Annotated in this window: 20 protein-coding genes and 1 tRNA gene; 11 read left to right on the plus strand and 10 right to left on the minus strand. The window is 59.1% G+C overall.

Features of this window, described 5'->3' with window-relative positions:
* The first annotated feature begins 177 nt into the window (after positions 1 to 177).
* Both ACXAH8_RS03495 and ACXAH8_RS03500 read left to right on the plus strand, forming a co-directional pair.
* The gene (locus ACXAH8_RS03495) at positions 178 to 2,223 is read left to right on the plus strand and encodes an ASKHA domain-containing protein (protein ID WP_475216065.1); all 2,046 of its coding nucleotides are present in this window, start codon (positions 178 to 180) and stop codon (positions 2,221 to 2,223) included.
* A gap of 22 nt (positions 2,224 to 2,245) precedes the next feature.
* Complete coding sequence (locus tag ACXAH8_RS03500) at positions 2,246 to 3,103, plus strand: class I SAM-dependent methyltransferase (RefSeq protein WP_475216067.1); 858 nt, start codon at positions 2,246 to 2,248, stop codon at positions 3,101 to 3,103.
* A 10-nt stretch (positions 3,104 to 3,113) separates the two neighbouring features.
* Here ACXAH8_RS03500 and ACXAH8_RS03505 read toward each other — a convergent pair.
* The 6 genes from ACXAH8_RS03505 to ACXAH8_RS03530 form a co-directional block, all read right to left on the minus strand.
* A tRNA-Gly gene (locus ACXAH8_RS03505) sits at positions 3,114 to 3,187 on the minus strand.
* Between the two features lie 64 nt (positions 3,188 to 3,251).
* Complete coding sequence (locus tag ACXAH8_RS03510) at positions 3,252 to 4,079, minus strand: polyphosphate kinase (protein ID WP_170373671.1); 828 nt, start codon at positions 4,077 to 4,079, stop codon at positions 3,252 to 3,254.
* A gap of 126 nt (positions 4,080 to 4,205) precedes the next feature.
* Positions 4,206 to 5,267, minus strand: coding sequence for a methyltetrahydrofolate cobalamin methyltransferase (locus tag ACXAH8_RS03515; protein WP_170373670.1), 1,062 nt, complete (start codon positions 5,265 to 5,267; stop codon positions 4,206 to 4,208).
* Between the two features lie 9 nt (positions 5,268 to 5,276).
* A complete protein-coding gene (locus ACXAH8_RS03520) occupies positions 5,277 to 6,203 on the minus strand; it encodes a methylenetetrahydrofolate reductase (RefSeq protein ID WP_475216069.1) in 927 nt (308 codons plus the stop codon).
* Between the two features lie 26 nt (positions 6,204 to 6,229).
* Entirely contained in the window at positions 6,230 to 6,526 is a 297-nt protein-coding gene (locus ACXAH8_RS03525) for a virulence factor (RefSeq protein ID WP_170373668.1), read from the minus strand.
* Between the two features lie 246 nt (positions 6,527 to 6,772).
* Entirely contained in the window at positions 6,773 to 8,659 is a 1,887-nt protein-coding gene (locus tag ACXAH8_RS03530; RefSeq protein WP_475216072.1) for a PhoX family protein, read from the minus strand.
* A gap of 180 nt (positions 8,660 to 8,839) precedes the next feature.
* On the opposite strand from ACXAH8_RS03530, the gene ACXAH8_RS03535 reads away from it, so the two are divergent.
* Together ACXAH8_RS03535 and ACXAH8_RS03540 are read left to right on the plus strand one after the other, a co-directional pair.
* Complete coding sequence (locus tag ACXAH8_RS03535; RefSeq protein WP_475216074.1) at positions 8,840 to 9,952, plus strand: Ppx/GppA phosphatase family protein; 1,113 nt, start codon at positions 8,840 to 8,842, stop codon at positions 9,950 to 9,952.
* Complete coding sequence (locus tag ACXAH8_RS03540; RefSeq protein WP_170676020.1) at positions 9,952 to 10,674, plus strand: RlmE family RNA methyltransferase; 723 nt, start codon at positions 9,952 to 9,954, stop codon at positions 10,672 to 10,674. Before ACXAH8_RS03535 ends, ACXAH8_RS03540 begins: the two co-directional genes overlap by 1 nt.
* Here ACXAH8_RS03540 and ACXAH8_RS03545 read toward each other — a convergent pair.
* The 3 genes from ACXAH8_RS03545 to ACXAH8_RS03555 form a co-directional block, all read right to left on the minus strand.
* Positions 10,671 to 10,859 carry a hypothetical protein gene (locus tag ACXAH8_RS03545; protein ID WP_475216076.1) on the minus strand — a complete coding sequence of 63 codons (189 nt, stop codon included), beginning with the start codon at positions 10,857 to 10,859 and terminating at the stop codon, positions 10,671 to 10,673. The two genes, ACXAH8_RS03540 and ACXAH8_RS03545, sit on opposite strands and share 4 nt — an antisense overlap.
* A 101-nt stretch (positions 10,860 to 10,960) precedes the next feature.
* Complete coding sequence (locus ACXAH8_RS03550; protein ID WP_475216078.1) at positions 10,961 to 12,850, minus strand: cytochrome c3 family protein; 1,890 nt, start codon at positions 12,848 to 12,850, stop codon at positions 10,961 to 10,963.
* Positions 12,847 to 13,713, minus strand: coding sequence for a YihY/virulence factor BrkB family protein (locus ACXAH8_RS03555; RefSeq protein WP_475216080.1), 867 nt, complete (start codon positions 13,711 to 13,713; stop codon positions 12,847 to 12,849). The genes ACXAH8_RS03550 and ACXAH8_RS03555 overlap by 4 nt, the downstream gene beginning before the upstream one ends.
* Before the next feature lie 139 nt (positions 13,714 to 13,852).
* On the opposite strand from ACXAH8_RS03555, the gene ACXAH8_RS03560 reads away from it, so the two are divergent.
* The 7 genes from ACXAH8_RS03560 (at position 13,853) to ACXAH8_RS03590 (ending at position 21,222) form a co-directional block, all read left to right on the plus strand.
* Positions 13,853 to 14,938, plus strand: coding sequence for an AI-2E family transporter (locus ACXAH8_RS03560; protein ID WP_475216082.1), 1,086 nt, complete (start codon positions 13,853 to 13,855; stop codon positions 14,936 to 14,938).
* A 166-nt stretch (positions 14,939 to 15,104) separates the two neighbouring features.
* The gene (locus ACXAH8_RS03565) at positions 15,105 to 16,082 is read left to right on the plus strand and encodes an AAA family ATPase (RefSeq protein WP_475216084.1); all 978 of its coding nucleotides are present in this window, start codon (positions 15,105 to 15,107) and stop codon (positions 16,080 to 16,082) included.
* 20 nt (positions 16,083 to 16,102) lie between these two features.
* The gene (locus tag ACXAH8_RS03570) at positions 16,103 to 17,050 is read left to right on the plus strand and encodes a DUF58 domain-containing protein (protein WP_475216086.1); all 948 of its coding nucleotides are present in this window, start codon (positions 16,103 to 16,105) and stop codon (positions 17,048 to 17,050) included.
* Positions 17,047 to 17,520 carry a DUF4381 domain-containing protein gene (locus tag ACXAH8_RS03575; RefSeq protein ID WP_475216088.1) on the plus strand — a complete coding sequence of 158 codons (474 nt, stop codon included), beginning with the start codon at positions 17,047 to 17,049 and terminating at the stop codon, positions 17,518 to 17,520. Before ACXAH8_RS03570 ends, ACXAH8_RS03575 begins: the two co-directional genes overlap by 4 nt.
* Positions 17,520 to 18,503, plus strand: coding sequence for a vWA domain-containing protein (locus ACXAH8_RS03580; RefSeq protein ID WP_475216090.1), 984 nt, complete (start codon positions 17,520 to 17,522; stop codon positions 18,501 to 18,503). The genes ACXAH8_RS03575 and ACXAH8_RS03580 overlap by 1 nt, the downstream gene beginning before the upstream one ends.
* A 197-nt stretch (positions 18,504 to 18,700) precedes the next feature.
* Positions 18,701 to 20,002 carry a VWA domain-containing protein gene (locus tag ACXAH8_RS03585; protein ID WP_475216092.1) on the plus strand — a complete coding sequence of 434 codons (1,302 nt, stop codon included), beginning with the start codon at positions 18,701 to 18,703 and terminating at the stop codon, positions 20,000 to 20,002.
* Positions 19,999 to 21,222, plus strand: a complete 1,224-nt coding sequence (locus ACXAH8_RS03590; protein ID WP_475216094.1) for a hypothetical protein — start codon at positions 19,999 to 20,001, stop codon at positions 21,220 to 21,222. The genes ACXAH8_RS03585 and ACXAH8_RS03590 overlap by 4 nt, the downstream gene beginning before the upstream one ends.
* A 1-nt stretch (position 21,223) precedes the next feature.
* Here the strand turns inward: ACXAH8_RS03590 and ACXAH8_RS03595 are convergent, their stop codons facing one another.
* A complete protein-coding gene (locus ACXAH8_RS03595; RefSeq protein ID WP_170373655.1) occupies positions 21,224 to 21,904 on the minus strand; it encodes a Crp/Fnr family transcriptional regulator in 681 nt (226 codons plus the stop codon).
* Positions 21,905 to 21,910 lie beyond the last annotated feature (6 nt).

A 21,910-nucleotide genomic window follows, 5' to 3' on the forward strand; every position in this document is an offset into this window, starting at 1 on the left:
GCATGGATTGACCCGAAGGAAAAGCCCCAGAACCTAAGTTGTTTACCCTTGGGGGGGAATAGCACGTCACAAAACGACGCTCGTTGTACAAAACGTGCCGCTGTCGGGGCTTTCCCTTTGTGAATAAACTCATATCTTCCCCTGCATACGCGCGAACACAATTTAGGCAGGCCGACCATGACCACCGACCCCCTTGTCGTCTTTACCCCCTCGGGCAAACGCGGGCACTTTCCCGTTGGCACCCCGATTCTGACCGCCGCCCGACAGCTGGGCGTCGATCTGGATTCGGTTTGCGGAGGGCGCGGCATCTGCTCGAAATGTCAGATCACGCCTAGCTACGGCGAGTTCCCCAAGCACGGCGTTACCGTCTCGGAAGACGCGTTGAGTGAATGGAACGCGGTTGAGCAGCGCTATGACGACAAACGCGGCCTGAAACCCGGCCGTCGTTTGGGCTGTCAGGCCTCGGTTCAGGGCGATGTGGTGATCGACGTGCCGCCCGAAAGCCAGGTCCACCGCCAGGTTGTCCGCAAGGCCGCAGCGGCGCGCGCTATCACCATGGACCCGGCCACGCGGCTATATTTCGTCGTAGTCGAGGAACCCGAAATGCACTCGCCCACCGGCGATCTGGAACGTCTGGAACGCGCCCTGCGCGAGCAGTGGAAGATCGAGGCCGTCACCGCAGATCTGTCCCTGATGTCGAAGCTGCAACCGGTCCTGCGCAAAGGGAAATGGGAGGTCACGGTCGCCGTTCACAAAGGTCACAAGGACACGGTGGCCCGCATCGTCGAAATCTGGCCCGGCCTGCACGAAGGCGGGCTTTATGGTCTGGCCATTGACCTCGGTTCAACCACGGTTGCGGCGCATCTGACCGATCTGGAGACAGGCGAGGTCAAGGCATCCTCGGGCCTGATGAACCCTCAGATCCGCTTCGGCGAAGACCTCATGAGCCGCGTCTCCTACGCCATGATGAACCCCGGCGGCGATCAGGAGATGACCAAAGCCGTGCGTGAGGCGATCAATGACCTGACCACCTCGATCGCTGAAGAAGCGGGCATTGACGCCAGCCTGATCGTCGAGACAGTTTTCGTTTGTAACCCGGTCATGCACCACTTGCTGCTGGGTCTGGACCCGGTCGAGTTGGGACAAGCTCCATTTGCGCTGGCGACCTCGGAAAGCATGTCCCTGCCCGCGCGTGAGATGGACCTGACCACGATGAACCCGCGCGCGCAGATCTACATCCTGCCCTGTATCGCCGGTCACGTGGGTGCCGACTGTGCCGCCGTTGCCCTGTCGGAAGAGCCCGGCAAATCCGAAGATCTGGTGCTGATCGTGGACGTGGGCACCAATGCCGAAATCCTGCTGGGCAACACAGGCCGCGTTCTGGCCTGCTCATCGCCCACAGGGCCTGCCTTTGAAGGCGCGCAGATCAGTTCTGGCCAACGCGCCGCCCCTGGTGCGATTGAGCGGATCGAGATTGACCCCGTCACCAAGGAACCCCGCTTCCGCGTGATCGGATCCGAGAAATGGTCCGATGAGGACGGCTTTGATCAGGACATCGCCACCACTGGCATCACCGGCATCTGCGGCTCTGGCATCATCGAGGCGGTGGCCGAGATGCGCATCGCTGGCCTGTTGGACGAAAGCGGCCTGATCGGATCGGCCGAGCAAACCGGCACGCCCCGCTGCGTTCCCGAAGGGCGCACACACGCCTATCTGGTCCATGATTCCAGCGCGGAAGGTGGCCCTCGGATCACCGTCACCCAAGGTGATATCCGGGCCATCCAACTGGCGAAATCGGCGCTTTATGCCGGTGCGCGCCTGTTGATGGACGAGATGGAGGTCGACCGCGTGGATCGCGTGGTTCTGGCCGGGGCCTTTGGCGCACATATCTCGACCAAACACGCGATGGTTCTGGGCATGATCCCGGATGCGCCGCTCGACAAGGTCTCCAGCGCGGGCAACGCGGCTGGCACCGGCGCCCGGATTGCCCTGTGCAACATCGGATCGCGCGCCGAGATCGAGCGTGTGGTGCGCGAGATCACCAAGATCGAGACCGCCATCGAGCCGAAGTTCCAGGACCACTTCGTCGCCGCCAACGCGATCCCGCATAAAACCGACCCGTTCCCGGAACTCGCACAGGTCGTCACCCTGCCCGCACCGTCCTTCAACACCGGTGGCGGCGAAGAGGAAAAGACTGGCCGCCGTCGCCGCCGGAGGTCATAGTTCCCCTAAAAAGGGGGCTGCGATGCTGAACATCAATGGTGATCAGGAAGACTTCTGGGGTAAGTCTGAAATGGGTGCCCGCTGGCTGACCTTTGAAGATCAGCTGGACACCTTGTTTAAGCCCGTCCTGGAACTGGTCCTGAAACGATCTGGTCTATCACGGGGCATGCGGATTCTTGATATCGGCTGTGGCACTGGCGCATCTGCGCTGGCCGCTGCGCAGCTTGTTGGGGCTGAGGGTGCGGTACGCGGCATCGACATATCGGAACAGTTTCTAGAGCGCGCGCGCCAGCGGGCCAGCAATGCTGGTCTGGGCAACCTTTCGTTTCAATACGCCGACGCTCAGACCACAGAGCTTTCGCGGGGCGATATTGACGCGATGATCTCAAGGTTCGGCGTCATGTTCTTTGCCGACCCGACCGTCGCCTTCGCCAACATGGCTCGCGCCCTGAAGCCCGGTGCGCAGATGACCTTTGCCGCTTGGGGCGGTCTGTCTGACAACCCTTGGTTCAAAACCCCGCATATCGCTGCCGCAGCGCGGTTGGGTCAGCCGCCTAAAGTTGACCGGAATGCCCCTGGGCCGCTCGCCTTCCATGACAAGGACAGAGTCGCTGGCCTGATGCGCGATGCGGGGCTGGTTGATGTTCAGGTCACGACGGTTTCGCTGGTGCTAAACGGACCACTATCGGTCGAAGATGCAGCCCTGCTCTGCACCCGTGTGGGTCCTGCTGCGCGTGTGATCGCGCATTTCAACGGCACCGAAGAGGATGTGCGCGCGATCGTCGATACTGTTGTGCTACAGTTCGAGGAGTACCTCACTTCGGAAGGAACGCGTGTCCCGGCCGCGATCAACCTGCTGCAAGCGCGCCGTTCACAATAGAAATTGAAGTTGGAGCGGGTAGCGGGAATCGAACCCGCGCGTTCAGCTTGGGAAGCTGACAGGCTACCATTACATCATACCCGCCGCGAGGTTTGAGATACCATCGCCACCTGAGGAACTGCAAGCGCCTTTCGGTGAGGTTTATGGATTACTCTGTCCTTGCCCGCAGAGAGTCGATCAATGATTGGTCAACATCCAAAGCCTCGCAAGCTGCGTCCAAAGTTCGTTTGTCCAAATGCTGTGGGTTTAGATCTATGTCCTTTGAGAACGCATCAACGATGGTTTGCATTGCCTTGATTCTCGCAGATTTTTTGTTGTTAGCCGGAATAACGTGCCACGGTGCAATCGCCGTTGACGTACGCGCCAGCATCTCATCGACGGCGATCCCGGCTTCGTCCCAACGCTCGCGATTGCGGAAATCCTCATAAGTTAGCTTCCAGCGTTTCAACGGGTTGCGCAGGCGTTCTGTGAAACGTGCCATCTGTTCGTCTTGTGAAATATGAAAGAACAGCTTTACGATCCGGGTGCCGTCATCAACGAGCATGCGCTCGAAATCGTTGATCTCTCGATATCCCGCCCGCCACCGTTTCTCCGGTGTGAATTTCTCGATCCGTTCCACCAGAACACGCCCGTACCAACTGCGGTCAAAGGCCGAGATTGCACCTTCGGGCGGCAGGCGCTCCCAGAACCGCAGCAGATAGTGGCGGTTGAGATAGTAGTTGCGCGGCGCGCCGATCGGCCAGACTTTGAAACTGCGCGGATCAAGCGCCTGGCTGATACGGCGGATCGTGCCACCTTTGCCAGCGGCATCCCAACCTTCAAAGACGATTACGCCCTTGGTTCCATGGAAGAGAAAAGCTTGCTGAATACGTGCTAGTTTCGCCTGCAGATCGATCAGCTTGTCGAAATAGTCCTTCTTGCCCAACTTCTCACTCAGGTCTGCGTCGGCCAGTTTTGGAGGGTGATGTTTGGACATGAAAGCACCTGATCGTTGCGGAAAGGACCGCCCCAGTCTCAACGATATCACGTTTGTTGCATTGATCAGGGTCAAACGAAAAAGGCCGGGCGCAGGGCCCGGCCTTTGATCTGATAGCTCAAAAAATCAAGCGCGACGACGACGGCCACCGCCGCGACGACCGCCTGCTCCACCCGCCGCAGCCGCTTCTTCAGGCGATTTGTTGAACTTGATCCATGCGCCGCCGTGCGGGTCGTTGTTGGTCAGCAGGTTGGCGGCACGTATGGCCTCCATTTCCTTGCCGGCACGCGGCTGGGTCGAGCCCAGACCGAACATCTGAACAAAGGCCTCATCGTCCATGCCTTCGGGCAGGATGATACCGGCGGCGGCAACGGCCTCTTTCTTCTCGGCGATTTTCTTCTGCGTCGTCGGCAGAGCAACCGGGTTCATGATCGCAGAGGTCATGCCAGCACCCATCGCCATCGGCAGGAAGGCGTTGTTGATGCCGTGGCGGTTCGGCAGACCGAACGAGATGTTGGACGCACCACACGTGGTGTTCACACCCAGTTCCTCACGCAGACGGCGGACCAGAGCGAAGACCTGCTGGCCAGCAGTTGCCATTGCACCGATCGGCATAACCAGCGGGTCAACAACGATGTCATGCGCCGGGATGCCGAAATCGGCGGCACGCTCTACGATCTTCTTGGCCACGTCGAACCGCACATCGGGATCTTCAGAGATGCCGGTATCGTCGTTCGAGATCGCAACAACCGGAACGTTGTACTTCTTGACCAGTGGCAGAACCAGCTCCAGACGCTCTTCTTCGCCGGTGACCGAGTTCAGCAGCGGACGGCCTTCAGCCGCCTCCAGACCGGCCTCCAGCGCGCCAGGAACCGACGAGTCGATGCAGAGCGGGACGTCAACCAAACCCTGAACCAGTTCAACGATCTGGCGCATCAGCGGCGGCTCGGTCTCGTTCGGGTTGGGGTTCGAATTGTAGACAACGCCTGCGTTGATATCCAGAACGGTCGCGCCTGCAGCGACCTGAGCCAGGGCGTCTTTCTCAACGGTCGAAAAGTCGCCCGCTTCTAGCTCAGCGGCTAGTTTTTTGCGGCCTGTGGGGTTGATCCGCTCACCAATCACGCAGAACGGTTCGTCAAAGCCCAGAACGGCGGTTTTTGTTTTTGATTCTACGACTGTACGGGTCATGTCCGTTCCTTAAGCGTTGGCAGGCTTCGCCGAAGCGCCGCCGTTGTTGATAGCCCAGTTGGCGTTGGTTTTGATACCGCCAAGGGGGAAGAAGTGTACGTTGGTGATGTTGAAATCCGGGTTCGCCGCTTTGTATTCGGCCAGCTCGGTGATCACATCATTCGGCTCATAAGGCAGCAGCAGCTTGGAGACATCCATGGCGCGCTTTTGCAGAACTTTCAGCGACGGGCCAACGCCACAAGCGATGGCGAACTTGATCAGGGTCTGCAACTTGGCAGGGCCTGCGATGCCGATGTGAACCGGGATGTCGATCCCCGCCTCTTTCAGGCCGTTCGCCCATTCGATGATCGGCTTTGCGTCGAACGCGAACTGAGTTGCCAGAGCCATCTCGGCGTCGGTGGTTTCGCTGAATTTTTGTTTCCAGCGCAGCGCGTCGTCGACATTCTTGGTCGAGCCGTCCGGGTCAATGTCCTTGTTGCCCTCGGGGTGACCAGCAACGTGCAGGCGCTTGAAACCGGCTTTGTCGAACAGGCCGGACTCCAACAGTTGCATCGAGCTGTCGAAATCACCATGGGGCTTGGCCACGCCGCCAGCCAGCAGCAGCGCCTGATCAACGCCCGCTTCGCCCTGATACATCGAGATCCAGTTCTCCAGCGTCGCGGCATCCTTGATGATACGCGCTGGGAAGTGCGGCATGACCGTGTAACCTTCGGCGGCGATTCGCTTGGCGGTTTTCACCATGTCTTCGATCGGCGTGCCCTCGATATGGGCGATGTAGACACGGGTGCCTTCGGGCAGCAGCACGCGGAAATCTTCGACCTTTTCGGCGGTGCGAGGCATTACCTCAATCGAGTAGCCCTGCAGAAAGGCTTCGACGGTCGGGTTTACAGGGCCGTTTTCGGCGGCATCACGTTTCTTGAAGTTCAGCAAAGCCATTGCGGCCTCCCATATAGATTTCGGGCTCATGCCCAACCGTCATTCGCGATCAGTGCCTTGATGCGGTCCTGATCGTATTCCGTTTCCAGACGCACAGCCTGCGCTTCGGCAATCTCGGACGGGTCGCCCTCAACCGCGAAAGGCTCGGCTTTACGCCATTCGGCCAGGTAGGCATCACTGTCCTTGGCATTCACCTTCATGGCGGCGCGGTCGATGGCCTGTTCAAACCGTTCTTCCAACTGCCGCTTTGCGCCACGACGGCCTTTGCCGACGATGACCTGAGCGGGAATGTCGCGCCAGTACACGATGGTGACGTCAGGCATAGCTGTGATTCCTCCTAACCAATGGGGCGGTTCTAAACGTCTATATTGGGCTAAGGAGGTCGGTTTTCGACACCCAGCGCCTTCCAAGCGACCTTTTTGCCTATGACGGTGTACAGTGGTTTTAGCCGGGATTCACAGAAAACCAGATATCAAAACTTTCAACGCTTGTATGAGGATGGCTCAACACAAGCAAAAACCCCGGGCAGTAACACCGTCCGGGGCTTGTTTTTAAGGGCGTTTTTGGCCCTAGCCGACCAAGCCACCATCGTCGCGTGTGACCGCGATGATGGCCGAGCGTGGCACCGCATCGCCGCCTTCGGGCCAGTGGCTGTTGCCGTCCTCACCGGGGTGCTGGACGCCCACGAACATGGTGCGGCGATCCGGCGACCAGCTGAGGCCGGTGATCTCGCACTCATTCGGGCCGACCAGGAAGCGACGGATTTCGCCGGTGACCGGGTCACCTGCCAGCATCTGGTTGTTGCCCTGACCTTCGAAATCACCTTCGTTGCCATAGTTGCCGTCGGTCTGGATCCACAGCAGGCCGTTGCTGTCAAACTTCAGACCATCGGGTGAGTTGAACATGTTCTCGGCATTGACGTTGTCCGACCCGCCATAGGTGTCTTGATGGACATTCGGGTTGCCCGCCAGCACATACAGATCCCAGGCAAAACCGGACGCAGTATGATCGCCACCTTCGGGGCGCCAGCGTACGATTTGGCCATAGTTGTTGGCCTCGCGCGGGTTCGGACCGTTGACCGAGGTGTCATCCCCACCGGCATTCGGCTTAACGCCCCGGTTCTTGTTGTTGGTCAGACAGCAATAGACCTCGGCCACGTTCGGGTTGGCGGCCACCCATTCGGGGCGGTCCATGGTGGTCGCGCCAACAGCAGACGCGCCCTGGCGGGTGTGGATGCTGACCTCAGCTTGCGAGGCCAAACCGGTTGTCTCGGGCGTCAGGTCCAGCCATTCACCGGTACCGTCATCGTTGAACTTGGCAACCGACAGCGTGCCGTTTTCCAGCAGCGCGTTGGTATCGACCCCCGCCGCATAAACGCCGTCCGAGACGAAACGGTACAGGAACTCGCCGCGCTCATCATCGCCCATATAGACGACAACGCGACCGTCATTATTGACCACAGACTCGGCGTTTTCATGCTTGAAACGTCCCAGAGCGGTCAGCTTGCGCGGCGTAGAGGTCGGGTCGGTCGGGTCGATCTCAACAACGTAACCGGCGCGGTTCGGTTCATTGGGGTTCTTCGAGACGTCAAAACGCTCGTCGATCTTGGCCCAGCCATAGCCCCAATCCTTGGACGAGACGCCATAGCGCTTAAGCTCGGCGCTGACTTCGTGGGCTTCGTCTTCCGCCGAGAAGTAGCCGTTGAAGTTTTCTTCACAGGCCAGATAGGTGCCCCAAGGCGTCATGCCGTTGCCGCAGTTGTTCCACGTCCCTTTGGAGGTCGCGCCGGTCGGATCAGCGGCGGTTTTCATCAGGTCGTGGCCCGCAGCGGGCCCGGTGATGGTCATATCGGTCTGCGGCGTGATGCGGCGGTTATACGGGCTGTCCTTGACGATGCCCCATTTGCCGTCGGTATTGGCAATCTCGACCACCGTCACACCATGCGCCATCATGCCCTTGGCGACGTCATCGTCCGAGGCCGCTTTGGCGTCCGGATTGTTACCCCACAGAATGTCACGGTTGGTGTATTCGTTGTTCACGACCAGCAGCACGTGACCGTCATGGAAGAAAACGTCCTGACCGTCGGTGTTGTCGCCAAAGGCGCGTTCCTGGCTGGCGGCGGTGCCACGGGTCGCAGGATCGAATTCAGGTGCGTCGGACCACAACGGATCGCCCCAGCGTACCATGACTTCGGCCTTGTAGCCTGCGGGCACGACCACCTCATCGGCAGTTGAGACCGGAATCGCCTCGAACGAGAACCGATCAGCTGACGCGCGCGCACCTGTGGGCAGAAGCGAGCCGCCTACTGCGGTAAAGCTGCCCATGGCCAAAACGCCCCCCAGAAAGCCACGTCGCGACAAGGCACGTTCGACCACGCGGTCGAATTCACATTCCTCGGGGCGCGGATTTACGACTTCATCAAATTCATCGAAGGACAGGGTGCGCTCATCTTTCATGGCAGTCTCCGTATCTGGCTGTAAGCTTGTAGAGAATCCCGAAATGGGGATCGGCACGGGAATTGCATTTCAGTATGAACGCTGTGTGACACTCACGTTAAATTCAAAATTGAAATCACTTGCGCGTCGGCGAGACCCCGCCTAGGGTCAACTTAACTCGAAAATCGGAGGGCGTTACGAATGGCGCCCAAGCGTCCCAAAGGTGCGGGCGCGTTCCCGAAGGCGGTCGAAAGCCCCGCGCCGGCAAGACCCGATCCAGATGCACTCTATGCGGCGTTGGATCTGGGGACAAATAGCTGCCGCATGTTGATAGCCCAACCCAAGGGGAGCGGGTTCCATGTGGTCGATAGTTTCTCCAAATCCGTGCAGTTGGGCGCGGGTTTGGAACGCACGGGACGGCTGTCCCGGGCATCCATGTCGCGCACCGTTCAGGCGCTGCGAATCTGTCAGCAGAAACTGAAGCGCAACAAGGTCAAACGGATGCGTTTGGTCGCAACCGAGGCCTGTCGGCGCGCCAAGAACTCACGCGATTTCATCCGGCAGGTACTGCGTGAAACCGGCCTGAACCTTGAGATCATCCAGCCCGAGGAAGAGGCCCGCCTGGCCGTTATCTCCTGCGCGCCACTGGTGTCGACCAAGACCGAGCAGTTGCTGGTCGTCGATATCGGCGGCGGCTCGACCGAGCTGGTGTGGATCGACATCTCGTCTGTGCCGCGCCGCGATCGGCCAGCTGCAATCATGCGTCTGCATAACGGGTTTCACACCGCCGACAGCCCCTTCCCGGCCGCCAAGGTCGTGGACTGGATCAGTGTCCCACTGGGCGTTGCAACCTTGCGCGACCAGTTTCATGACGTTGAGGACGACTCGGCCCGGTTTGCGTTGATGAGCTGGTTTTTTGAAGAAAACCTTGCTGATTTCGCCCCTTACAAGGACGAGCAGACCCGAGCGGGTTTTCAGATCGTCGGCACCAGCGGCACGGTGACAACCGTAGCCGCCTCGCATCTGGGCCTGAAGCGCTATGACCGGACCAAGGTGGACGGTTTGCGTATGACCAGCGATCAGATTGACAAAGTCATACGCGGGTATTTAGAACTCGGCCCTCACGGGCGACGCCGGGACCCTCGGATTGGGGATGACCGGCAGGCCCTGATCATGTCCGGCTCGGCCATTTTGCAGGCCCTTTTGCGTTGCTGGCCTACCGACCGCCTTTCCGTGGCGGACCGGGGGCTGCGTGAAGGGTTGCTTTATGCGCAGATGAGCGCGGACGGCGTATTGGAAGACGGACCGTTCTGATGGCGAAGACACCGAGTGGAAAAAACACCTCAGGCCGTGGACAGCGTGACCTGAAGGTTAAGGTGAAGACGGCGCGTGGGCGCAAGCTCAGCTCGACCCGGTGGCTCGAGCGGCAGTTGAACGACCCCTATGTCAAGCGCGCGAATGCCGAAGGCTATCGTGGGCGCGCTGCGTTCAAGATCCTGGAACTGGACGACAAATTCCGCTTTCTGGTTCCCGGTGCGCGCGTCGTTGATCTGGGCTGTGCGCCCGGTGGCTGGCTGCAGGTCGCCGTCAAGCGTGTGAATGCACTGGGCGAGAAAAGCGGTAAACGCATTGGCACCGTTCTGGGTGTTGACCTGCAAGAGGTTGAACCGGTTGCAGGCGCCACGGCCCACGTGCTGGATTTCATGGAAGATGACGCGGACCTCAAGGTCAAAGAGTGGCTGGGCGGCAAGGCTGACGTTGTGATGTCTGACATGGCCGCCGCGTCCTCGGGTCACAAGCAGACCGACCATTTGCGGATCATGGCCCTGTGCGAAACCGCCGCTTACTTTGCCTTTGATGTTTTGGAAGAGGGCGGCACTTTTGTGGCCAAGGTTCTTGCCGGTGGCGCCGAGGGCGATTTGCAAAAGCTGCTCAAGCAGAAGTTCGAAAAAGTGGCAAACGTCAAACCGCCTGCATCGCGTTCGGACAGTTCCGAGAAGTTCGTGGTTGCGACCGGATTCCGAGGCGGCGCCTAGTCCTCAAGTACGATCTGACCAGCCAACCGCTGTTCTCGCAGCGACGCGGCGGCGATGCCTTGCAGCATCAGCCCCTCACCATGATTCAGGTCAACCGGCTTGCGGTTCCGAAGTTCCTCGATCCGTTGATCCAATGAGACCTGCCTGCCCCGTGAGGCAGGATGTTTCAAAACATGTTCCGACATGTGACACCTTTTACGACCCGTTGGCCTGACACCCTCAGACACAGGTCTACGTGTGAAATCTGCCGGGATGATGGCGCGAAACGGGCGCGCAAGGGCCGTTCTTATGGCCCGAGTTGCCGGGACAGTTCTTGCAGGTTCGGATCATTGGGAATGCGCTGCAAGCCCTCCTGCACGACCTCACGGGCGGCCTGCGGCCCGCGATTGATCTGTGCCAGCTGCACCAGCATCGGCCAGGCTTCAACGCGTTGTGGGTCGAGGGTCACAACCTCGCGAAAGGCGCGCTCGGCAGCTGGTGCGTTGCGAAAGGTCAGTGCCATTCCGCCCAGCACCATATGGGTTTCAGGAAAATCCAGACGGTTTGCGATTGCCCCTTGCCACTCGGCAGTGGCCTGCCCTGCCAAAACCCGCTGTTCCTCGGTCATCGCCTCGGGCGGGATTGTCAGGACTTCTTTCGCAGCTGAAATCCGAACGTTGCGCAGCGGGTCCGAGAGCAGCGGCTCCAATCGCTGCACCTGATCGCGCGGAGAGGCCTGGCGTTGCAACGTCACAGCGTTGGCCCTAACCAGCGGGTCGGCATCCGTCAGCAACTCAGCCGTGGCGTCGGCCACCTGACGCGAGCCGAAGGGCTGAAGGAGATACGCCGCTGTCGCGCGCACGATCCCGGCCTGAGACGGATCGTTGGCAATCGCCAGTAGCCCTTCCGGACTGTCCGCCTGCCCCGCCATTGCCGGAGCGAAGACCGAACCGAAATGCGGGCCTCGATGGGTTGAGTCTGGAAACCAGCCCTCGATTTGCGCCGCAGCCCATGGCTGGTCTTTGTCGGTGTGGCAATCGGTGCAGGCATCCTGCCCAAGCCTCAGATCAGGGCGCGGCACACGGAAACTGTGATCCCGCCGACCGTCGACGCCCATATAGACACGCTCGATCATGTGGCAGGTCTTGCATTGCGCACCTGCGCTGTCTTCGGGGTGGTGGTGATGATCAGGGGTGTCATAGTCCTTGCGGGCCAGAGTTGGGAAATCCGGATTGCCCGCCGGAGAATGGCATTGCGTGCAGACCCCATTGCCATCGGCCATCAGCGTCGCGCTATGGGGTTCGTGGCAGTTCATGCAGCCCACGCCCTGCGCATACATTTTGGACTGCAGGAAGGACCCGTAAACATAGACCTCATCCAGAATCTGACCGTCGGGGTGATAGGCCCCCGGTCGCAGAAGCGCAAGATTGTAGGCGTCGTGATAGGGCGTTCCGGGCAGAGGGTTGCCCTGCTCATGCGCCTCGCGACGGGAATGGCACCCTGCGCATTGCTGAATTTGTGCCTCGGTCTGGCCTTTGCCCCATGACATCGCGAAGCCGGCCTCACCTACCCCTTCGGGCAATATACGGCCATTGACCCAGTCGATATGCGCCGAACCGGGGCCGTGGCAGGCCTCACACCCGACACCGATCTCAGCCTGGCGAGACTGGTAGCTGCGGGTTTGCGCGTCGTAGTTCTTTTCAAAGCCGGTTGCGTGGCATTCGGCGCACCGGGCGTTCCAGTTCTTGTAGGGCCCGGTCCAGTGCAGCCCGTCATCCGGGGGCAAATTCTGATCCGGGTAAAGGTGATACCAGCGCTTGTTTTCGGTGTCCCAGACCACGTCAAAGCTCTGTAGCCGGCCAGGATCGGTTTCGAACAGGTATTGCTGCAAGGGTTCAATGCCGACGACCGAGTGGACGTCATATTCGGTCATCACACCGTCTTTTTCGGTGACCTGAGCAGTTGGGACCCCTCCACTATGGTCGAACAGAACCGACATCCCGTCATGCTCAAAGCTGGTGCCATCAAAATCGGCAACCATCTTCCCTGCCCCGACCTCGGTCCAGGCCAGCGCGTGGTGAGAGTTGGCCCAGGCCTCGGCCTCCTCCACGTGACAATCAGTGCATTGATCCGAACCGACATAGGACTGCGCATTGGCGGCCCCGGCCAATACAACAAAGAGCAAAACCCACCTCATGCCGAAGCGCTTTCTTGGTCGCGCTGCAAATCCATCAGGGCGCCGTTATACTCGGCACCCAGGATCAGGATCGCCGCGCACAGATACAGGAAAATCAACGCCGCCATGGCCCCCGCCAACCCGGCATAGGTGGCGCTGTAGCTGGCGAACTGGCCTATATAGATGGAAAACCCCCACCCTCCTGCCCCCAGCAGAACGAGTGTCAGAACAACGCCGGGCAAGATCTGCGTCACCCGATGGCGACCGGTCGGCAGGATCATATGCGCCAGCAGGATCGTACCCGCCGGAACCGCAATCGTGAAAGTCCAGCGCAGACGGTCCACCGACAACCAGTTCGAGACATCCACATCCGTATGCTCGGACACGAGCTGCGTGTAGACGGGCAAGACAACCTCGACCGCGGCGATGATAAGGATCGCGGTGCCGCCTAGGATGACCAGGCCAATGCACAGCAGCCGCGTTTTCCAGAACGGCCAGCTGTCCTGATCGTGATAGGCCTGATTCATCGCCGCCCGCACCGCAGCCACCCCGTTCGAGGCGAAATAGACCGCCAGCAGACCACCGATGGTAATTACGCCTGAGCTGGAGCTTTGCAACACCGCTCGCAGCTCGGAGACGATCGGTTCAGCCACATCCTGTGGCCACGCTCCGAAAATCAGCTCGATCAATTCGTCGTTCACATAGCCTTGAGACAAGGCGCCCGCCAGCGCCACGGTGAACAGAACAAAGGGAAATAGCGCCATCATCATTGACATGGCGACATGGCTGCTCATGACAAAGCCGTTCTTCTCGCCAAAGCGCCGAACGGCCAGGAAAAGCGCCTTTATCAAACGGCTTGATATGGGATTCGCAGCACTAGACATAGGGAACTCTACCCTGCGCACCCTACGGGTAGAAGCCACCCAAGCGGAAAATCAATCATATAAATAATTGAGCGCATTGCATAAACTCTTTGCCCTGTGCAGGATCGTACCAAGCACCTTTTGCCAAACTGGTTTGCACATGCCTCTGGACCCGAACACCACCAAGGAAGTCCCCCGCGCCACACTGCCTGTGGTGCGTGACACCTGTATTGTCGCAACCCTTGTGGTTTTGGGATTATACGCCGGAGCCGCATTCCTGATCCCGTTGACCATGGCTCTGCTGGTCAACGTGCTGATCATCGCGCTGAGCGACCGGATCGCCGCCCTGACGCGTGTCCCCGTTTGGCTCGCCAACATAGCTGGTGTCACCGTCGTTCTGGCTGGCTTGTTCATGATTATGTATATCCTCGGAAGTCAGGCCACCCAGTTCGCCCGCACCGTCGGCACCTATGAGGAGCAATTCGACAATGCCGTGAATCGCGTCGCCGGATTAGTCGGCAGCGACGTGACGCGTTTTATCCGGGACAATCTGGTCAGCATCGACATGTCCTATGTCGCCCGCATCCTTCTGGGCAGCGCGACCTCGCTGCTGAACCAGTTCTTCCTGATCAGCCTCTATGTTGCGTTTCTGATGGCCGAGCGTTTAGCGTTTCGAAAGAAAATCCAGATGGCGGCCGGCAACCCGCAAACCGGTCGAGAATTCGCGGCCATGCTGGATGCGATCTCATTTAGTCTGCAACGCTATGTCGGGGTCAAAACCCTGATCAGCCTGATCACGGCGGGCATAAGCTACAGCATCTTTCGCGTGCTGGGCCTTGAATATGCCGAGACATGGGCGGTGCTGACCTTTGCGCTTAACTTCATCCCTTCGATCGGGTCGATCATTGCCGTCATCTTCCCCGCGATGATCGCCCTGGTACAATTCGAAAGCATCGCTCCGTTTCTGGTGGTGGTTCTGGGCTGCGGCACCATCCAGTTCCTGATCGGCAATTTCCTCGACCCGGCGTTGCTGGGCCGATCGCTGAACATGTCGACTTTTCTGGTCATCCTTGCCCTGATGTTCTGGACCACCGTTTGGGGCCTGATCGGAGCCTTCCTGAGCGTCCCCCTAACCGTCTGTATCCTGATCGTCTTCAGCCATATCCCCGCGCTGAGGCCTGTTGCGATCCTGATGTCTCTAGATGGCAGGCTTGGGGATGACAGCAACGGCGCGGTTTCTCGCTAGTTTCGCCGCCTCGCAAAAACAATCAAATATAAGGAAGTCAGAATTCCTGTTGGTCTGCGTGGTGTCGCGCTGATAACATGTTCTCATTACTTGAAAATCCCGATTCCGGGTCATTGCAGACATTGGGCTGCACGGCCTGCCTTTCGGGCCGCAACGGGATATTTATATGAGCGCACTTAATCAGATCATGGATCTCAGATCCCGCATGGCGCAGTCGATCATTGGGCAGACTGAGGTGATTGATCGCCTGTTGATCGGTCTTCTGGCCAACGGCAACCTGCTGATCGAAGGGCTACCGGGTCTGGCAAAAACGCGCGCGGTCAAGGCCATGGCCAAGAACATGGATGCTCAGTTCAGCCGCATTCAGTTTACGCCGGACCTGCTGCCCTCGGACGTGACAGGGACCGAGATTTATCAACAGACGGACAAAGGCAGCGAATTCAAATTCGAACCCGGCCCCATCTTCGCCAACATCGTCCTCGCCGACGAAATCAACCGTGCACCTGCCAAGGTGCAGGCCGCTCTGCTTGAGGCGATGGAGGAACGTCAGGTCACCGTTTCCGGCACAACCCACAAGATGGAACCGCTGTTCATCGTCATGGCCACTCAGAACCCGATTGAGCAAGAGGGCACCTACCCTCTGCCCGAGGCGCAGATGGACCGGTTCCTCATGCATGTGCAGATCACCTACCCTCCGGTCGAGGATGAGGTTGAGGTCATCCGTCTGGTGCGCGGTGAGGACATCGCCGCAGGCAAAGATGCACCCAAAGAACGTCCGTCAGCGATCCCGCAGGATGCTATCTTTGACGCTCGTTCCGAGATCGGACAGATCCACGTCTCAGAAGCAATGGATCGCTATATGGCTGATATCGTGCAGGCCACCCGCACGCCCGAGGCACTCAGCCCCGAATTGGCCAGTTGGATCGAGATCGGCGCCAGCCCCCGCGCCTCACTTGCGTTGGACAAATGCGGGCGCACGCATGCGTGGATGAACGAACGCGATTATGTCGATCCCGCAGATATCCGGGCCATCGCCCATGACGTGCTGCGCCATCGCGTAACCCTCAGCTTCGAGGCGCAAGGATCCGGCAAATCCGCGGATGACGTGATCGCCGAGCTGTTGCGTTTGGTTGCATTGCTCTGACGCTTAAGGATACCGGCCGCATGAGTCAGACTGCGCCATATTCCAAAGACCCGCGCATCCATGTGGATGCCGACCAGCTTGTGCGTCTTGGCCCCCGCGCCCGAGCGCTCAGCCTGTTGCCCCGTCAACCTGCGCGGTCGATCCTGAATGGCCGCCATGCTTCGCAACTGCGCGGACGTGGCCTGAACTTTGAAGAACTGCGCGGCTATCTGCCCGGTGACGACATCCGGACCATCGACTGGAAGGTTACCGCCCGCACCGGAGACCCCCATATTAGGGTCTACACCGAAGAGCGCGACCGCCCGGCCCTGTTGCTGGTCGATCAGCGTGTTTCGATGTTCTTTGGGACCGTCGCCTACATGAAATCCGTCATCGCCGCCGAGGCCGCAGCGATTGCAGCGCATCGCGTATTGGGCCAGGGAGACCGTGTAGGCGGCCTCGTCTTCAGCGACACCAGCGTGGCCGAACATCGCCCTCAGCGCCGCGCGATCGCCCTGACGCGATTGTTGTCTTCCATAGAGGCAGCCAACTCCGCCCTGCATGCGGGCCTGACGCCAGAACCAACCGTATCCTTAAACGATATGCTGACCGAAGCCGCGCGCGTCTGCCAAACTAGCGGCTTGATCTGTTTATTCTCGGACTGCGACGGGCTGGATGACCGGTCGGAAGCCCTGCTCCGCCGTCTTGCGGCGTCGAACGATCTGATTGTGTTCAACGTCGCCGATCCGACATCGCGCAGCTTGGCGCCGGACCTTAAATTGACCGTCTCTGACGGGGACACGCAGATCGAAATCGACAGCTCCGATCCCGAGCTTTCCGCGAAAATCCGCGCCTCCATGGAGGACCGCCTTGAGCAGCTCCACAAATGGTCGCGCCGATACGGGTTCCCTGTGGTTCCCTTGACGACCTCGGAACCGGCGCTGGACCAGTTGCTGCGCTTGTTCGGACATGGCGGAGCACGACGATGAGCATCGACACCACCGGGAAATCTCTTGTCGACTTACTGAACATGCTCGAACCCGCACCCGAGCCTTCGCCTATTTCAATGACGCCTCAGACATGGGGATGGGCTGCTTTGGCAATCGTGCTGTTGATCGTCTTGTTCGCCGCGGTCTCGGTAATTCGCAAACACAGACGCGCCAACGCTTATCGACGGGCTGCTCTGGCAGAGTTGTCGGTGCCAGACATCCCTTCAGCAAAGATCGCCGAGGTGCTTCGGCGGACGGCTTTGGCTGCATATCCTCGGGATCAGGTCGCAGGTCTGTACGGTGAAAAGTGGATCACGTTTCTGAACCAATCCTCTGATATGCCGTCATTAAACCAAGAGTTAAGCCATGCACTGACCGAAGCGCCATACAAGACAACACCTTCGAACGAAGACCTCAGGCAAATGGCCCGGCATTGGGTCAAGTCTCACAAACCGTATCGGAGCGCATGATGTTATCCTTCGCCGTGCCCTGGGTCTTCCTCTTGCTGCCATTGCCCGCAGCGGTGTATTTCCTTGCCCCACCTCGGCGTGAGAAGACGGCCTCCGTCCGTATTCCCTTCTTTCGCCGCGTCGCGCAAGCTGCTGGTGTTGAGCCCAAATCTGGCTCCGTGATCCGAAACCGCGCCAGACTGCAAACAGCCAGTATCATCATTATCTGGGCGCTGCTGGTTCTGGCCCTCGCTAGACCGGAGCGTTTGGGCGAGCCAATTGTGATCGAAAAATCCGCCCGCGATGTTGTTCTTGCCTTGGATATCTCAGGCTCGATGGATCAGCGCGACTTTCAGACTGACTCTGGCGCGCCGATGCAACGACTGGATGCCGTTAAAGGCGTTCTAAAGCAGTTTATTGCCGAACGAGATGGCGACCGGATGGCCCTGATCATCTTTGGGACCCGCGCATTCATTCAAGCCCCGTTCACCGAAGACCTCAATAGTTTGAATGGGTTCTTGGATCAAACGCAAGTCGGCATGGCTGGTCCAAACACGGCGCTTGGCGATGCTATTGGCCTTGGAATACGCACGTTCGAGTCAAGCGAGGTTGACCAGCGCCTGATGATCGCTCTCAGCGATGGGGCCGATACGTCAAGCCGCATGACGCCGGTAAACGCCTCAGCCATTGCTGCCGAGAAAAACGTGGTCATCTATACGGTTGGCGTCGGAGACCCGAACGCCTCTGGCGAAGATCGCGTCGACCTGCAGGCCCTGCAAGACATAGCCGACCGGACGGGCGGAGAGTATTTCTTTGCCGACGATACAACGGCTTTGGCGCAGACCTACGCGCGCATTGATGAGTTGAACCCACGAACTGTTGAAACCCAAAGCTATCGACCCCGTCAAAGCTTGTCACATATTCCTTTGCTGCTGGCGCTGATGACCATACTTGTCAGCACAGCCGGGTTCCATATCTCCCACCGAAAAAAGGGAGTGAGCTGAAAATGGACCTAACGGATTTCCATTTTATTCGAGTGTATTACCTGTTGCTCCTCATCCCCATGACGTTCCTGTGGTGGAGGATCAGACCCAAGCCTTCCCGTCAATCGGCTCAGACTGCAGGGATCGCGCCACATCTTGCTGCCGCTCTGCAATTGGGCGCGGAGGAGAACCGTCGAATTCATCCCATAGACGTTGCCATGATCATCGCCACGCTCATCACCTTCGCGGCGGCGGGGCCGACGTGGTCGCGCGCACCCAATCCGCTGATCGCGGATACTGCGCCGCTGGTGATCGCTCTTAAAGTCAACGAAAGTATGGAGACCACCGATCTTGCGCCGTCGCGCCTGGACCGGGCCAAGTTCAAAATCGCCGACCTGATCACCGAACGCGCCGGGGCACGCACCGCCCTGATCGCCTATGCCGGTACCCCTCACCGCGTCGCGCCTCTGACAGAAGATGCCAACATTCTGCGCCCACTGCTTGAGGGGCTGACCCCGGCCGTGATGCCCAAACAGGGTGATGCCGCCGCTGATGCCCTGGCGCTAGCACAATCCATTCTGGACGAAAGCGAGAGCCCGGGCGCAGTTTTGTTTGTTTTGGACGATCTCGACCCGTCGCAGGTTCCCGCTCTAAGCAACTCAACTCATGACCTTTTCTTCCTGACCGTGCTGCCCGATAGCGACCGGATTGCGCAGTTGGGAAATGTCCAAGGCGCTTCGACTGTTGCGTTCACGGATGACGACCGGGATATCTCTCGGCTGCAACGCCAAATTCAGTCGGCTTATACCGCAGCGCTGGACGATGACGATCGGCTGGACTGGCAAGACAAAGGTTGGCTGCTGGCCTGGCCCGCTGCGCTGCTGTCGCTTTTGTGGTTCCGAAAGGGTTGGGTGATCCGTTGGGCACTTTTGGCGTTGTTCGTCCTGCCGCCCTCGGGCGCGCGCGCCGAAGGATGGCGGGATTGGTTCCTGACACCGGATCAGCAGGGGCAAATTGCGATGAACCAGAAGCGGTTTGGAGACGCGGCCGCGTTGTTTGAGGACCGGTATCACAAGGGCTATGCCTATCTCAAAGACGGACAGTATGAACAGGCCTCTGAGATTTTCGCTGGTTTGAACACGGCCGAGGCTGCTTTTGCCGAAGGTATGGCGCGCATCCGAAATCGCGAATACCGCCCGGCAATCGCGGCCTTCGAAACCGCTCTGGAACGTCGCCCGGATTGGCCAGAGGCGCAACATAACCTTGAGGTCTCCAAGGCCATCTTGGACTATGTCGAAACGACCCGGGAACAGTCGGACACAGGCGAAGAAGCTGGCATCGGCGCGGACGATACTGTGTTCGACAATGACGACGCGCGCGGTAGCGAAACCACGGTCCAAGCACCCAAGGACGGACCGCAAACGCTGAATGCGGAGCAATGGATCAGCACCATTGATACTGACATGCAGGATTTCTTGCGCAATCGCTTCCTGTTGGAAAATCAGGAGCGAACGGAATGAGATACGCGCTCCTCTTCATTCTCCTCTTCCCCGTTTCTGTCTTCGCACAAGGCAACGAAACAAGTGCCCCGCTGATCACCGTGGAGGCCCCGCAGGAGCCCGTCATCGTCGGCCAGCCAGCGATTGTTCGGATCAAGGTTCTGGTGCCGACCTTCATGCCGCAACCGCCGGAATTTCCTTCTCTAGAGCAACAAAACCTCTTAGTGCGCCTGCCCGAACGGGCCTCGGGGCCGGTCAGCGAGACCATGAACGGAGAGACATGGTCGGGCGTTCAACGCAGCTACCGTGTGTATCCGTTGGTCGCTGGCGACATCACCTTCGATGCGCAGACGGTTGCGGTGACCTATGCCGATCCCGCCACAAGTGCTCCGGTTCAAGCCACAGTCGACCTGCCTCCGGTCAAGATCACAGCCGAAATACCTGGTGGAGCCGAAGGCCTTGATCCGTTGATCATCGCAACCGGGTTTACCCTCGAGCAGAAACTCGAAGGCCCAACTGACATGCAGGCTGGTGACGCCATCACGCGCGAATTGACTGCGCGTATCTCTGGCACAACGCCGCTGTTGATCCCGGTTCTGACACCGCAACAGCAAAGCCCGCTGTTGCGCGCCTATCCCAAAGAACCTCGGATTTCAGAAACCGAGGACCGAGGCGTATTGTCCGGCCAACGTCAGGAAGAGGTCGTGTATATCGCGCAGCAAGAAGGTGACGCGCAGTTGCCCGAGGTTTCCATCGACTGGTTCAACCTGCAGACCAACCAGATCGAAACCGCCTCGGTTCCCGCGACGGACCTGACGCTTGCGCCGCCGAAATGGCAGCCGCCCAGTCTGGACGAAATTCTGAAAATCGTTGCCTTCGCCGCAATCGCCCTTTTCGCTACTGGTGCTTTGTGGCGTTTTCTTTCCCCACGCATCCGCGATTTGAGAGAGGCACGCCGTGGTCGGTATCTGGCGTCGCGGAGATATGCGTCTGACGCTTTGAAGACCGCAGTACAAGCGCATGATTTAAATGCGACTTATACCGCGTTGGAGCTTTGGAGATCGCGTGGCGGGAACTCCAAAAATGCAGAAAAGCTGGAGGACTGCCTGATCCGTATCGGTGCTGCTCGTTACTCCGGTTGCGATCAATCGGAAGACTGGAGTTCCGCCTTGCAAAGCCTAACCTCCCTGCGAGACGCGGCAGCGCGCGACAAGGATGCTTTGCCGCCGCTCAACCCCTAGATCAACTCTGGCAATTGGCAATCAGTTTGCTGCGGTCGATCAAGCGCAGGCGCCCATAGCCGAGCTCGACCAGACCCAGATCCACCAGACGATGCAGGTTGCGATGCAAGGTCGGCTGAGAAACCGCGACCATCGCGGCCAGCTCCTCTTGCGATACGATGATCCATCCGTCGGCTTTCGCAGCACCCTCGTCCAGATGCAACAGACGCAAAACAAGGCGTTTCTCGGTGCCCGTGACGGCCAGATTGGCCATGATGCGCAGGGATGTTTTCATGTTCTCGCGCGTCAATGCGTAGAAATCGCGTATGTATTCCGGGTTGTCCTGAACCAGCCTCTCGACCCGAGAGGTGGGAAAGAACAAGGCCCGGGTTTTCTGGGTCGCCATCACACTAATGAGGCGTCGCGCTTCGGCGAACAGCGCCAAATCACCAACCCAAAATCCACGTCCATCGCGATGAACGACAAATTCCTGCCCGTCATCAGCCGGTGCGGTGATTTGCACGGCGCCGCTGAGAACCGCGTGAATTCCATTTGCCTCATCGCCGTAGAGATAAAGCGTTTCCCCCGCATCAAAGGTTTTTCGCACGGCGCAGGTCATAAGATCGCTCTGAAATTTGTGGCCGCGCGCGCCAAACCAATCCGACTGGGTCAGCGTTCGGATATCCTCATCAACATCAAACATTAGTAT

It is taken from the genome of Ruegeria sp. ABV3_008 (genome assembly GCF_056161185.1).

What these genes read in the sequence shown, in the direction of transcription:
- ACXAH8_RS03555 (WP_475216080.1), bottom strand. Translation starts at nt 13,713, where the DNA reads ATGTCTAGTGCTGCGAATCCCATATCAAGCCGTTTGATAAAGGCGCTT.
- ACXAH8_RS03565 (WP_475216084.1), top strand. Translation starts at nt 15,105, where the DNA reads ATGAGCGCACTTAATCAGATCATGGATCTCAGATCCCGCATGGCGCAG.
- ACXAH8_RS03550 (WP_475216078.1), bottom strand. Translation starts at nt 12,850, where the DNA reads ATGAGGTGGGTTTTGCTCTTTGTTGTATTGGCCGGGGCCGCCAATGCG.
- ACXAH8_RS03545 (WP_475216076.1), bottom strand. Translation starts at nt 10,859, where the DNA reads ATGTCGGAACATGTTTTGAAACATCCTGCCTCACGGGGCAGGCAGGTC.
- ACXAH8_RS03540 (WP_170676020.1), top strand. Translation starts at nt 9,952, where the DNA reads ATGGCGAAGACACCGAGTGGAAAAAACACCTCAGGCCGTGGACAGCGT.
- ACXAH8_RS03510 (WP_170373671.1), bottom strand. Translation starts at nt 4,079, where the DNA reads ATGTCCAAACATCACCCTCCAAAACTGGCCGACGCAGACCTGAGTGAG.
- ACXAH8_RS03595 (WP_170373655.1), bottom strand. Translation starts at nt 21,904, where the DNA reads ATGTTTGATGTTGATGAGGATATCCGAACGCTGACCCAGTCGGATTGG.
- ACXAH8_RS03520 (WP_475216069.1), bottom strand. Translation starts at nt 6,203, where the DNA reads ATGGCTTTGCTGAACTTCAAGAAACGTGATGCCGCCGAAAACGGCCCT.
- ACXAH8_RS03525 (WP_170373668.1), bottom strand. Translation starts at nt 6,526, where the DNA reads ATGCCTGACGTCACCATCGTGTACTGGCGCGACATTCCCGCTCAGGTC.
- ACXAH8_RS03535 (WP_475216074.1), top strand. Translation starts at nt 8,840, where the DNA reads ATGGCGCCCAAGCGTCCCAAAGGTGCGGGCGCGTTCCCGAAGGCGGTC.
- ACXAH8_RS03515 (WP_170373670.1), bottom strand. Translation starts at nt 5,267, where the DNA reads ATGACCCGTACAGTCGTAGAATCAAAAACAAAAACCGCCGTTCTGGGC.
- ACXAH8_RS03580 (WP_475216090.1), top strand. Translation starts at nt 17,520, where the DNA reads ATGTTATCCTTCGCCGTGCCCTGGGTCTTCCTCTTGCTGCCATTGCCC.
- ACXAH8_RS03590 (WP_475216094.1), top strand. Translation starts at nt 19,999, where the DNA reads ATGAGATACGCGCTCCTCTTCATTCTCCTCTTCCCCGTTTCTGTCTTC.
- ACXAH8_RS03530 (WP_475216072.1), bottom strand. Translation starts at nt 8,659, where the DNA reads ATGAAAGATGAGCGCACCCTGTCCTTCGATGAATTTGATGAAGTCGTA.
- ACXAH8_RS03495 (WP_475216065.1), top strand. Translation starts at nt 178, where the DNA reads ATGACCACCGACCCCCTTGTCGTCTTTACCCCCTCGGGCAAACGCGGG.
- ACXAH8_RS03560 (WP_475216082.1), top strand. Translation starts at nt 13,853, where the DNA reads ATGCCTCTGGACCCGAACACCACCAAGGAAGTCCCCCGCGCCACACTG.
- ACXAH8_RS03500 (WP_475216067.1), top strand. Translation starts at nt 2,246, where the DNA reads ATGCTGAACATCAATGGTGATCAGGAAGACTTCTGGGGTAAGTCTGAA.
- ACXAH8_RS03570 (WP_475216086.1), top strand. Translation starts at nt 16,103, where the DNA reads ATGAGTCAGACTGCGCCATATTCCAAAGACCCGCGCATCCATGTGGAT.
- ACXAH8_RS03575 (WP_475216088.1), top strand. Translation starts at nt 17,047, where the DNA reads ATGAGCATCGACACCACCGGGAAATCTCTTGTCGACTTACTGAACATG.
- ACXAH8_RS03585 (WP_475216092.1), top strand. Translation starts at nt 18,701, where the DNA reads ATGATCATCGCCACGCTCATCACCTTCGCGGCGGCGGGGCCGACGTGG.